Source organism: Brevefilum fermentans (assembly GCF_900184705.1).
Classification (GTDB): domain Bacteria; phylum Chloroflexota; class Anaerolineae; order Anaerolineales; family Anaerolineaceae; genus Brevifilum; species Brevifilum fermentans.
Map to the genome: position 1 here is coordinate 1221126 of NZ_LT859958.1, position 12825 is coordinate 1233950.

The following is a 12825-nucleotide window of genomic DNA, read 5'->3' on the forward strand; positions in this document are numbered from 1 at the left end:
ATCTCTACTGGAAGGAGGCTGTAAAGGAACCATTAATAAAAAAAGGCCACCGGGCAGTGAGTCGGTGGCCTGTGGAATCTTCAATATGCTGAGTAAGATCAATGCATAATCAACGGAAGGAATATAAGATTCGTCCCACTATCGCCTATGATAGTGATGCTGATTGTCGTCGGAGCGCTGTTTACTTTTCCGTCATTGACCACGTATTCAAAACTATCGCTTCCGAAGTATCCCGGGTGCGGTGCATAGGTTAATGGGGGCTCCAAAGCCTGTCCCTGGCGGGGACCGGAACCGGGCGGAGGGTTTTGATACAGGTCGCCATGCTCTGGCTGTTTTGTTATGGAATAGGTCAGCGGGTCGCCATCCACATCCGAGCCGGTGAGGACAATTTCAACGGATGTCTCCATCGGAGTTTCGATAGTCTGGGGGTAGGCAACGGGCGGGTCGTTGATTGCTACCACCGTGATGGTGACGGTAGCCGTGCCAATAAATGTTTGATTATCATAGGCGCTGTAAGTAAATTGCTCCACACCATTCCAGTCCTTGTTAGGTGTGTAGGTGAAGGACCCATCAGAGGCAAAAATTAAGTTCCCATTGGCAACATCAGTCTCAAGCTGTGCGGTGAGGGGGTTGCCTTGCGCAAAGCCTGAGTCATTCTTCAAAACACCATCCTCAGGGCTGACCTCAAGCTTGAAATCTTCAGCGATGGTATAAAAGTCATCCAATGCAGCAGGGTTGCGCTTGATCAACAAAGCCGGGTCACCAAAGAGGATATAGGCATCCAGCATATACAGGCTGCTGCCACTGAACCACAGCCGGCTCAAGCCGCTTGTAACAGCCTGTCCCAGGCGATTGACGCCATGTTTGAAAACGGCATCATAAAAGCCGCGGTTAAGATAAACATGCCCGCCTGAAACACCCTTCCCGGTGGGCGACCAACTGGCGATGGCGCCTTTGTTCTGCACTCGGACAATTGCCTCGCCAAAGGCGGGCTTACTGGGGTCAATAAAATAGCCTTCTAAACAGGTCATCGCCAGAATAATGGGGTATTTATCCTGGTTGGTCAGACCGGGTATGTCTGCAGTACTTATAAAATGCTTACTTGAACTCGCCTGCGCAGACCAAAGATAAGAAGTGGCGTGTCCAATGAAGTTGACGATCAGCTTGCCCTGGTTGAAGCTATTTTTTAAATCTTCTTGTGCCTTTTCTACATCAGTATGGGTGATGCCAAAATAAATTTTTTCCGCCTGGTAGGGGGAGGGCAGGGCGTCTCTGATCAAATTATCAGCGTAGACGGGAAAATTGCCACCGCTGTCGGCTGCACCTGCCAGAGCGAGGACCTGCATCGACCACTCACCCACAGGAGGGTCCTGCTCGTAGGCTTCGATTTTTGACACCATGATTTCAGCCTCGGCAATCGAGTTTGCCGGCAAACGTCCGAGCATCATCTGGGGGAGGGGTACAGGCCCAGAGAAAGTCACATAACGGTTGTCCGCCGCGGTTTCCCCGATCCAGGGGTCAGCCATCGCCAGGAAGGGCGGGATGATACTGGGCGGGCTTGTTTTGAGGTGATTCTTGGGGTCGTAATGCCCATCGCCAAAAAGTAAAACATAAGACGGTGCGGGCGGCGCCCAGTGATCCAAAGCGAAAGCAAGAAAAGCCTGGATGGCGCTCACGTCTGCAATACCAAAGCCGAACTCATCATAAATATCCTGGATGTCGACCAGGATTGTCGCCAGCCCCTGATTCGTGCGATATATGGCGAGCCTTTCTGCCTGCTCCCAAAAAGCCTTGGGGGCGATCAGGATATAATCTGCACGATTGGTGGATGCCCCCAGAGCGGATGGAGTGTCTTGTTCAATAGCGCTGACGGGCAGGTCCGGAATGGCGGAATCTGCCGTCACCACGTAGTCCCGTCTGGCGCTGAGCTCATCCCGGAAGGAGAGCGTGTAATCTGAACCGATGGGTTCAACCAGCAGGCTGGACGGGTCAATTTCAACCGGTGCAGCGGGATCGCTGACATCGTAAGCAAATAAAGCATTGCTCTCGAAACCGGAAATCTGGAAGGTCCAGGCTCCCTCAGTTGCATAGGAAAAGGCAAGCTGGTTTTCTCCGGTTGGGACGGTAAAGGTGTTTGAATAATAAATTTTGGCCCAATCGACATGAATAATATCAAGGCCAACGCCTAAATCGTTGGGCAGAAAAAGGGATAGCGTATTCGTTCCTGCGGTGAGCAATCCCGGGGGAATTTCTGTTTCCACATACCCCCAAGAGCCAGCCCAAGTGAGCCCATCCCATTTAACATCGCCGACCTGAGTCCCATTAATACTGACGACAACGTGGTGGTCGGGGTTGATGGTAGGTGCTTGAAAAGCACCAAACAAGGCAATCTGCAGCGTACCGGCAACCTCTAAAGGGTCCTGGAGGTCAAACTCAAGCGACCAGGTTGGATCAATCGCGGTATGAACCATTTGCCATAAAAAGCGTTCAAACGCGTCTGACCCGGGCAATAGGGAGAGGTATTCGAGGTTTTCCTCCAAATGCAGGTCGGTTATGTAACCGTTTGGAACCGGGTCTGGCTCTTCCAGCGGTGCCCCGTCGCGACTGTCCATACGCAGCCCATGGTCACTTCCAAAGGTAAGCCAGTAAACATTATCTGCGGTGTACTTGTTGTCGATTCCCTGCCCGTAAAAGATGATCGCATCGGTCAGATCAAAAGTCCCGTCTTCCTCGCCGGTCACCTGGATGGCGATTTCCTCACCCTGGTAAAACATCTGCAATCTCTGCGGGACGAGAGTTTCGACCGGTAGCCCAGCAGCAGCCAGGGTCGCATAGGTCAGCCGATACAGACCGTCCTCCTGGATGCTGATGCGCCAGCCCGGATTGGGGGGCTCCCAGGGGAGCGTACCCGCACCAATCTGGTTTTGCGGGCTGGCAGTGTCGCTTTGCAGCCATTCTGCTGGTTGCGGGCTTTCTCGCCATGCCTGTACATCGACGTAATTCAGAAAATTTGACTGAAAAAAGGCTTCATAAACGCCTGATTCTGGGTTTGCGGCGCCGCGCATCACCTCTCGTTGACCGGTGAAGCGGATTTTGATGTGCACATTTTCATAAACAATAAGGATGTTCTTTACGGGGTCATACTGCAGTGGGGTGATCCCCACCCCCACGAGCCGCTGCTGGCGCAGCCTGCCGTCAACGGTAATCTCAGCCAATTGCCCGGGATAGACTTCTGAACTCGTGTAAATTTCCGGGTCGGGGTCAATCACATGCACGATGTTGACCGCATCCATGCCCGACGCGAAGGGATCGACCTGGCTGAGCAGGGTGGCAGACGGCAACACCGGGGCGGATAACTCGACGTTGTGGGACCTGCCCGGAATCACCTCAACCGTAATCTCGGCGCCAAAGGGCGCGCCGATCGATTGAGAGGTAAAGGGGAGCGCCGGAGCGCCTGGCTGATCGGAATTAGCCCAACCGGGAAGGTCCAGGCTTGTGTAAAGTTCACCGTCGACGTCGACAACCTCGTGTTGCAGGGACTGCCAGGGAACGCTGACGGTAAATTCCACCCCGTGATCGCTGGATGCGATCAGATTGATCGGATCTGATGAATCCATCGCGGCGCTGACCGATGGGAGGACAGGCTTTAACAGGAAAGTGAAGGTGATGATTACCAGTAAAATGTTGTTTAATCTTCGTTGCATCGATAGTTTCCTTTTTATGATATACGCAGACAGGATCTTGAACTGCCGATCCTGGTAACAAGTTGGACCAATGACTATAATTATATTTGCTGATTAAATATTTGGGAAGAAAGGCCTGACCCTAAAACAGGGTTGATCGTAAAAAAGGGAACGGTGCTTGCCAGAAGCGAAAGGCGTTCGAGGATCAACGGCAACTTCTCTGGCAGGTAATAGGGGATGAAGGCGGTTTGCAATACGCGCTGGACGCCTTCTGAAGGTGTGATCGGGTGTATTCCTGGTGCCAGGTTGCGGTCGACAAAAAAGACCTTTTTCAGCGGAACCCCTTGCGGCAAACAGCGGTCGGCACGTTCATGCCAGGGTGTGCCAAAGATCCAGAATTCGCCGTCCAAATTGCGCAAAATAGCCTGGTCCTCTCCCAGGATGGGCACTCCCATCTCGGTAGCAAGTGCGGCTGCCAGAGTGGATTTTCCTGCGCCCGATTCCCCCAGGAAACAATATCCCTCCGCGCCCACCACAATGCTGGCAGCGTGCAGGATCAGGTCGCCAAAGCGCGCCAGCCAGTTCACGGTGATACGGATATCGGTGCTGGCAAGGGGATAGATGTCGCTGCCATTCAGCGCAGAAAAGTCAAAGGCGATTGTGCCGGATTGATAGCTGGGGTCAATGGTCACCCGCCTGGGTGGCGTTTGGCGAGGCGAAAAAAAGATGTCATATCCCCGGTCATCCCGCCACAACTCCCAAACCTCGCTGCGGCACAGGGGCACACCCCGGGCTCGTTCAAAGATCTGCGGATCATCTATAAGAACAAGGCGTAAATCCCCTGCTTTGGAAGGGGAAAGGGGGTCTAATGGTGGTTCTTTCGCGAGGAAGGGCTTAAAAATTTGAGGGACAGCTAAATTAATGCCACTGTCCCTCGCGTCAATCCTATATCTCAACGATCCGATTTCCAGGGTCAAAAAATCAATATGCGTCATCAAATCCTTATGATGCAAAGCTCCCTGTTCGGTCTGAGAATAAATATAAAAATATTTTATTTCTCCTGTATAAATGTCTGCGACACAGGGTCAATCACCACATGATGCAGAGTGTTATAAATTTGGATCATAACAACCGAGCATTATACTGCAAGGTGTTGGGCCTATCTTGGGGTCCATAACGGTCGGACTCTGGTTGCAAACAGCCAGGATTGCACTCTTCATCTCCAACCTGACCTGTTTTAATTGGGGCGCTTCGTAGGGTTTCTTATTCATAATTCTCGATAACCTCCGTTATTAGATGATTTTTGATGTTAATTGCGTTTTTACTGCGTAATAAACCATGTTCACAGGTAAATTCTACCACAGATTCAAAATCATGGTGAACGGCCAATGACCAGCCCGGGCAATGGGAGCAGAGGATATTGGTGGTGCAGGACTGGCACTTGCTGACCGTGTTTCTTTTCATCTCGCGCAGTTTGCCCAGCGCTTCCCAGGCTTCGATCAGCGGCATTTCAAGTAAATTGTAGGCGGGTTGGCGCACCATCATACAGATGCTCATACGACCTTCGCTGTCCAGATGAAAACCTCGCAGCCCGGCTCCGCAGGAGAAGACGCGTGTGTCACGGGTTTTTAGATCCTTCAAGCGCTCAAGTTCATCAATGACAGCATCCGCTCTATCGGTATCCTGGCCATCGAAGGCAACCAGGGTCTCCAGGGGCAGTTGCACCGCGCGAGGGAATTCGCCCCTGCCATCGATGCGTGGCCACAGCAGGCCGTCATAGCGAAATTTGACGCCCAGGCGCTCGGCGAAGGCTTTCATCGGCTCCAATTCGTGGGCGTTAAGGGTCATCAATTCGGTCTTCAAGGTCAATGGCAGACCGGCTTCCAAAACCCGGTCAATGGCCTTATAACAGCGGGCAAAGGAGCCCGGGAGGCGGGTGACCCGTTCAAATACCGGTGCGGTGGCGCCGTAGATGGAAATATCGATACTGAAAGGGCGGATGTCGACCAGCAGCCGCAGGATCTCATCAGAAAGCAGTGTGCCGTTGGTGAACAAGATCACCAACAAGCCTTTTTCTCGGGCGTAGGTGTAGATCTCAGCAAAATCCGGGCGCAGGAGCGGTTCGCCACCGGTGAGGGTCAGGAAGAGCACCCCGGCTGTGACCATGTCGTCGATGATCCGCTTGACCTGGGCGGTGGTCAACTCGCGCTGACGAGCGACAGGGTCGTTGGCGGGCTGGTTGATGTAGCAATGAGCGCAGTTCAGGTTGCAGCGGTTGGTGAGTTCCATAGTAACGCTGACCGGGTAGCGTCCACCCTCAAGCGAGGCTGAGAACGCCTCACCCCATTCTTCAAGGTCAATGCTTTGATAGGCGTTGCAATCCATGCTCACACCTCTTCGACCGCGCCGATGCGCAGCAAGGCTTCAATGAAACTGGCCAGGTCTGTTCTCACCGTCTCGGCGTCAATCTCATATTCCGCCAGGATGGCTTCCTCCAGCTCGGCATGCGACCTGGGGCTTTCCAGTTGTTCCCAGATAAAGGCGCCCAGCTCGTTCAGGGTGTAGATGCTGTCCAGTTCGGCGACATTTTGGCGTATGGGAACGAGCACCATTTCTTCCACGATGCGGCGGAAGACAAAATCCTCGTTGCGCGACAGCTTGCTGTTGTGTAATTCCAATTGGCCTCCAGGCTTTGACCGGCAGGCGCCTGAATTGCGGGTGATGCCGGGCTGTGCAGCACCGAACCCGCAATTCAAGGCCTGCTTACAGGGTCTGATCGTCTATTGGGTCACCGATATTGGCCCGTAGAGCGTTGGATTGAAGCCAAAATCCACATCCTCCAGCCAGTAGAAGTATTCGAAGCCCGGGACTGCGGTTGCATCGAGGAATTCATACACAGCGCCCGAGGTGCTGCCGGGGTTGTGGCTGGGGATCAGGTTGAAGTTAAGCTTCAGCCCGGGTAAGACTGGCTTTGTCGCCCGGTAGAGATTGAAGCCCAGGTTGTTCAATTCACTGGCGGTCTCCCAGGTGAGCAAGACGCCGTCTTCGGCGCTTTTTGCGTCAAAGGCGATGATGCTTACGGCGCTTGGGTTACAGGTTGCGGTGGCCGTGTTGTTGGTCAGATATGGATCAGCCGTGAGTGCGCTGACGGTGGCGGTGTTTGTTTTATCTGAGCCCTGAGCATAAGTCACATAGATCCTCACCACCCATTTTGCCTGGAGGTCGGTTGAATAGTCCTGCAAGGGAGTGTTCAGGCTGCAGGTCACGGTTTGCCCTGCGCGGCTGCACGTACCCTGGTCAATCGTGCCGGAGGTGGTGATCAACTGGGAGGTGTAACTCTTGTAAGCCATACCTGAAGGGAGCGTATCGGTCATGGTGACGCCCCTTGAAGAACCAGGACCCAGGTTGGACGTGGTGATCTCGTAGTAGGGGTTTTGTGTGTCAAAATCCCAGCAGGTTTTGGCGACGCTGATGTCAGCCAACGGCTGCTCGATGCGCGCCCACAGGCAGGCATGATTTGCCGCGTCTTCCGCGGTGATAAAAGCAGCGGAAACAGCATTTGGGTCGTAGGACTCCCAGCATTCATCACTACCCAAACCCTTTGACGTGAAGCCGAGAACGTTGACCGTGTACGTTCCGTCAGAACATGTAAAGGTCGGGTTTTGCGGTGGAAATTCGATCGTCACCCTGTCGGGGCAGGGGACGTCATTGGGTGGATCAATTTCGTACTTGCACTCTCCTTCAGAATTAGAGGTCTCCTCGAGGACGAAATGAGGCGTAAAGGTGAAACTGGCTGGGACGGCAGGATTGCCGTCGTTGCAGGTTACCGGCACGGTGATTGTCAGGTCAACCCATTCGAAGGGATTGTCGGTATTGCTTTGCCCACTATCATCTGTTGCATAGATCTGGTTGTTGTAATGGGTGAACTGACCCAGCAGGAAAGGAGCCATGTGAACCGGTGTGAGCGGCCCGTTCACGCCGTCAAAGCCGAAACCGCTCTGATCAGCCCAGTCTGTGACTTCGCAGGAATAGGACTGCCAGGAGGAAGTGGGACTTAGACGATAAGCAGTGCGCCCATAACGCACCTGGTTTTCATCGTCGGTCGGTCCGGTCTGGACGCTCGGGTTCCAGTCGCTGTAGACCAATGGGGTATCGCCCGGACCGGTAGCCCAGCGGTCGCAGCGGGCGCCTTCGGTGCGGGTGCCGCCGGTGTCCTTCACCAGGACGATGGTGCGGTAGCTGTCCGATCTACTGAATGTCTGGTTTGCTGATAGATCCCAATTGGTATTATTACTCCTAAGCACATACACACCGCCATGGGCAAGCGTCGTATTATTGAGAGTCACCGTGGTATAGGTCCTATCATCGGTGAACAACAAGACTTTGTAATTCCTCAGTTCTACCGCATTGCCCGTACGATTGACAATTTCAATGGCAACTCGATCTCTCGAAAAAATTCCCCCATATACTGCGTACACATATTCTGAAAAGAATAAATCGGGTGCGTTGGTGCAGGTACTGGAGTGCGAGCCCAGACCGCTCCAGTCAACTCCCACCGAATCCCAACGGGCGGTGTTGGGCCAGGGAGGGGTGATGTTCTGCATCGGGGCGCAAATGGAGCCCTTCAGCCGGTAGCCCTGGTCTTGGCGAAGCGGAGCCCTTACACCGTTGCGCGCGTAGCCAATAATGTCTACGGGGTAGTAGTTACTGGTGGTGGTGACCCCATCCACATACCCCCACACGCCGTCCACGTTGTCAACGGTGAAAGCTTGGGACATGCCGGTCCCAATTAACGACAACAGGATTAAACAGCCTAAAATGATAAGAATTTTCTTTTTCACGATCTCTCTCCTTTTCTAATTAGGTCTTGGCGCATGATATTGGATGCCTCCCTTTGCGCCTGAATAAGAAGGCACATTTATTGCACTGGTAATTCTTAGAAAGAGGATATCATAATTCGTGTGGCATGTCAAGAGGCAATTTTTTAATTAACTTGATTATTAAATATTGTCTAAGAGGGAATGCCGAATTAAATGGAATTTTTATCACTGTAATCCTCTTTAAGCTGGCGCCGCGTCCCTCAGCCGACCGGCGCAACGTGCGCCTGTCAGGGGCTAACCCGGTCAGCTCAGCCTGACCCAGCCCTGTTGCTGCGCTGATAAAAGTTAAAGGGGGTCAAAATACCCGCAGGGCTGGGGCTGGGGAACGCCCGGCCTGGCAGCGCAAAAAGCCAGTTTGTTGTCGAGGTTGCCTTGAAAAACGCCCCCCGACCTGGCATTCCACTTGAAAGACCCGCTGCCTAAAAACCCGCTATAGTCTCCAACAGCCAAATCGCCCGCCGATTGCAAGGCGCCCGACAGGTTGAGCGTCAGACCCTGGGCTTCAAATTCGCCGAAAATTATCTCACCGGAAAGGGAGATGACCAGTTTACCGACCAGAAAGCTCCCGTCGGCTTGCTCCAGGTAACCGTTCCACTCTCCAGCCCAGCCGGTCTGCGGGGTGGGGGTCGGCGGGAGGCTGGTGGGCAGGGGAGGGCTGGTGGGATTGGCGCCGGGGGTGCGTGTGGGCGGGGCGGCGCTGGTGGGGTTGGCGACGGGGGTGCGTGTGGGCAGGGCGGTGTTGCCGCCGGGAGTGCGGGTGGGAAGGGCGGTGCTGCCGGGCAGATCAACCGGCGCATCGCCTGAGTCGGCTTCTGCAATTGGGGTGTACATCCCGGTGAGGCTTTCTTGCGATGCTGATGGCGCTTCCGGTTGTGCGAGTGAGGATGGCTCTTCGTTGTCAGCGTCGGCATCTTGCTGGTCGACGGGGTCATGGCTGGTGCCAATCGCGAGTGTTGGGGCGAGGGTTGGCGGTTCGGGCGCAGCAAGTGCAGATTCGCGCGCGTTGCGCGCGGTCTCCAATCCTAATGTCGCGGCGATCATGATCAGGGTCAACAGGCTGAGGGTGATGATCTGGTTGCGTTTCATGTTGATTTTAATTGTACTGTATGTTGTGGAAAAGGGGTAAGTTGAAGGCTGAAAGCTCAAAGCTCAAAGATGAGAGTTGAAAGCTCATCCCACTCACTGTGCTCGGTGACTGCGAAGCTGAAAGTTGAAAATTCAATGCTGAAAGGGGGAAAATGAAGACTTATGCACTTCTTGAAATAGCGTTGATTAATCCCTTTATCATTTTGATTATTTCAATGGCCTGTCTTTCAAGGTCATTAAATTTTTCCTCAGATAACCAACCAAGTTGTTGAAAAATTTCAAGCAAAGTCAATGTTTCGTAAATTGAACTACGAGAAATATACAAAAATTGGATGAACTCCTTTTTTGAATTCCTGCCTTTGCCCTCAGCGATATTCATTGGGATCGAAGTGACTGCAGATTCTAATTGTTCAATCATACGGAAGTGTTTACGGGGTGCATCTATCTCATCAACAGCTTTAATGACCAGGTTAGCTAAAACCATGCTCTTTTCCCAAACCTGTAAATCTCTATATGCGATTTGATCATGACGATTTGCCATTTTTTTAATCATTTACCTTTCAGCTTTGAGCCTTGAGCTTTGAGCTATCAGCTACCGGTTATCAGCTACCAACTACCGATATTACAACAATAAATCCGCTTCTTCATCTGATTGGGCGGGTTGGCGGCGTAAGAGGACATAGCCGACCAAGCCCAGCAGTGCGCCCCAGCCGGCTGTCAGCAGGTCGCGCCAGTCAAAGGGGCGGCGGGGGATCAGGATTTGAACGCCCTCGTTTGCCAGTGCAAACAGGAGGGCGAGCAAAAACACGGTCAGCAACACCAGGGCGCCGGGGTCTTTCGTCCACGCCAGGGCACGGACAAGAAACACCGCCAGGATAAGGTAGGCGAAAAGCTGGGCGATCAGGGTGATGGTCAACACAAGGTTGATGCCCAACAGGGTGATGCCGCGCAAGGTGCGGTCCAAGCCGAACAGGGGGTTGACGTTGCTGGAGGCGAGGATGATGATCAACATCCAGACAATAAGAGGAGTCCAGCGTTTACGGAGAAAATTGTTCATATATATATTGTAGCTCAAAGCTGAAAGGTGAAAGCTGAAAGCTCATCCCACTCGCTGGGCTCGGAGACTGCGAAGCTTAAGGCTAATATACAAAAATTAGATGAGCTCTTTTTTCGAATCCCTGCCTTTGCCCTCGGTGACATTCATCGGGATCGAAGTAACGGCAGATTCTCATTATTCAATCAGGCAGAAGCGTTTATGGGATGCATCTATCTCATCAACCGCTTTAATGGCCAGGTTGGTCAGAACCATGCTCTTTTCCCACACTTGTAAGTCTTTATATGCGATTTGATCATGACGATTTGTCATTTTTTCGATCATTAGCCATAGAAATCTCCGTTTCTGGCAACTTTCATTTCCCTTTCAGCTTTAAACTTATAACTTTGAGCTATCAGCCACTCCCTTCACCACGCAGGTGACCTGCTCTTCGGTCATGGTTGGAAAGAGGGGCAGGGTCACCTGGCGGGCTGCGACAGCTTCGGTGAGAGGCAGACGTGAAGAGAGCGCCTGGTTGTTTTTCGCATAGGCGTGAAAGGTGTGGACGGGCGGGTAGTGCCAGGAGGTCTGAATACCTTCTGCCCTCATCTTCGCCATAAAAGCCGGCTTGTTGACGCCTTCCGGCAGCAGGATCGGCAGGATGTGGTAGCTGGATTGGCCGCGCGGTTGGGAGAAGGGCATGCTGATCTGCGGTGCAGATTGTGCCAGTAGATGGCGATAGAGGGAGGTCAGCTCGGCGCGGCGGGCATTGCCAGCGGCGACTCGGGTCAGCTGCACGCGTCCCAGGGCGGATCGCAGCTCATCGATACGATAGTTGTAGCCCAGCTCAACCACATCATAGGTGCTGGCGTGCCCGTGGTGGCGGTCCCAGGTGAGGGTGGTCATTCCGTGGGAGCGTAGCAGACGAACTTTTTCAGCCAGCGCATCGTCATCGGTGACGAGCATGCCGCCTTCAGCTGTGGAGAGGTTCTTGTTGGCGAAGAAGGAATAGCAGCCCAAGTCGCCCCAGGTCCCCAGGGCACGGTTATCCAATGAGGCGCCGACGGCGTGGGCGGCGTCTTCGATCACCGCCAGGTTGTGGGCGCGGGCGATGGCAGTGATGGCGGGCATGTCGCAGGGGAAACCGGCGTAATGCATGACCATGATCGCCCTGGTGCGCGGGGTGATGGCAGCTTCAATTGCAGACGGGGCGAGGGTCAGCCAATCTTCAGATTCGATGTCGGCAAAGACGGGCGTGGCGCCGGTGTAACGCACGGCGTTGGCGGAAGCAACGAAGGTCAGCGCGGGGAGGATGACCTCGTCACCGGGACCCAGGTCGCAAGCCAGACAGGCCAGGTGCAGCGCGGCGGTGGCATTGGTCAGCGCCAGGGCATGTTTGGCGCCCACAAAGGCGGCGAACTCGGCTTCAAAAGCCTGGGTGACAGCGCCCATGGAGAGCCAGCCCGACCGGATCACCGCGGAGACGGCTTCTTCTTCTTCGGGGCCGTAGTTGAGATCAGAAAGGGGAATTTTCCAGTGCAATTTTTTTCAAGCCTCCATAAAGATAAAATAAATGACGGATGACCGAAGACCGAGGACGGAACAACCTCTCGTGAGGTTGATATTCCGCTTAGGAACCTTGAAGGCTCTCAGCTTCAAGGACGAGGAAAAAGGTGGAGGATGGAGCGGTAAAACCGAAGACTGAGGATCGATGACCGGTTGCTAGCTTCCATTTTTTTGCTTCCTTTATTTCATTGCTTTTTTAAACGCGGACAACTTGATGAAAAGTAGATGTCCTTGTTGGCGTAACGCATATATTTCATCTTTGTTAATATATCCAAATTTCTCAATGATATCCAGGCAAGCAATTGTTTCAAGATAGGATCGAATCGCCAAACCAAGGAATCTTTTTTGTTCAAGGTTGGATTGACCTGTAGAACCTTCAGCGATATTGAGGGCAATCGATGTGGCTACTCTGGATATTTGGCCAGTCAGGTTGAATTTTTCATGCTCAGGGAGCTTGGATTTTAGTTCATAAACTGCTTTTATATATTCCAGTGACAATTTGTAAACATCCAGATTCTGGAATTTATAAGATTCAGTCATAAACCCACACCGCTTTCGGTCCTCATCCTTTTGTTAT

The 12825-nt window shown here is 53.0% G+C and carries 11 protein-coding genes; all 11 read right to left on the reverse strand.

What is annotated here, in order from left to right:
• Positions 1-98: 98 nt before the first annotated feature.
• Complete coding sequence (locus CFX1CAM_RS05390) at positions 99-3704, reverse strand: C25 family cysteine peptidase (RefSeq protein WP_087862033.1); 3606 nt, start codon at positions 3702-3704, stop codon at positions 99-101.
• An 80-nt stretch (positions 3705-3784) separates the two neighbouring features.
• A complete protein-coding gene (locus tag CFX1CAM_RS05395; RefSeq protein ID WP_087862034.1) occupies positions 3785-4678 on the reverse strand; it encodes an ATP-binding cassette domain-containing protein in 894 nt (297 codons plus the stop codon).
• Positions 4679-4946: 268 nt separating this feature from the next.
• Positions 4947-6068, reverse strand: coding sequence for a radical SAM protein (locus tag CFX1CAM_RS05400; protein ID WP_087862035.1), 1122 nt, complete (start codon positions 6066-6068; stop codon positions 4947-4949).
• Positions 6069-6070: 2 nt separating this feature from the next.
• On the reverse strand, positions 6071-6361 hold the full coding sequence (locus tag CFX1CAM_RS05405) for a PqqD family protein (protein ID WP_157891736.1): 291 nt from the start codon (positions 6359-6361) through the stop codon (positions 6071-6073).
• 102 nt (positions 6362-6463) lie between these two features.
• Positions 6464-8524 carry a choice-of-anchor K domain-containing protein gene (locus CFX1CAM_RS05410; protein ID WP_087862037.1) on the reverse strand — a complete coding sequence of 687 codons (2061 nt, stop codon included), beginning with the start codon at positions 8522-8524 and terminating at the stop codon, positions 6464-6466.
• Positions 8525-8848: 324 nt separating this feature from the next.
• Positions 8849-9649 (reverse strand): hypothetical protein, encoded by an 801-nt coding sequence (locus CFX1CAM_RS05415; protein WP_157891737.1) that lies wholly within the window; start codon positions 9647-9649, stop codon positions 8849-8851.
• A 160-nt stretch (positions 9650-9809) separates the two neighbouring features.
• Entirely contained in the window at positions 9810-10202 is a 393-nt protein-coding gene (locus CFX1CAM_RS05420) for a four helix bundle protein (protein ID WP_087862039.1), read from the reverse strand.
• A 69-nt stretch (positions 10203-10271) separates the two neighbouring features.
• Positions 10272-10706, reverse strand: a complete 435-nt coding sequence (locus tag CFX1CAM_RS05425) for a VanZ family protein (protein ID WP_087862040.1) — start codon at positions 10704-10706, stop codon at positions 10272-10274.
• Positions 10707-10880: 174 nt separating this feature from the next.
• Entirely contained in the window at positions 10881-11027 is a 147-nt protein-coding gene (locus CFX1CAM_RS11495; protein ID WP_162287657.1) for a hypothetical protein, read from the reverse strand.
• Positions 11028-11081: 54 nt separating this feature from the next.
• Complete coding sequence (locus tag CFX1CAM_RS05430) at positions 11082-12224, reverse strand: DegT/DnrJ/EryC1/StrS family aminotransferase (protein ID WP_087862041.1); 1143 nt, start codon at positions 12222-12224, stop codon at positions 11082-11084.
• A 204-nt stretch (positions 12225-12428) separates the two neighbouring features.
• On the reverse strand, positions 12429-12788 hold the full coding sequence (locus CFX1CAM_RS05435) for a four helix bundle protein (RefSeq protein ID WP_087862042.1): 360 nt from the start codon (positions 12786-12788) through the stop codon (positions 12429-12431).
• Between the last annotated feature and the right edge of the window lie 37 nt (positions 12789-12825).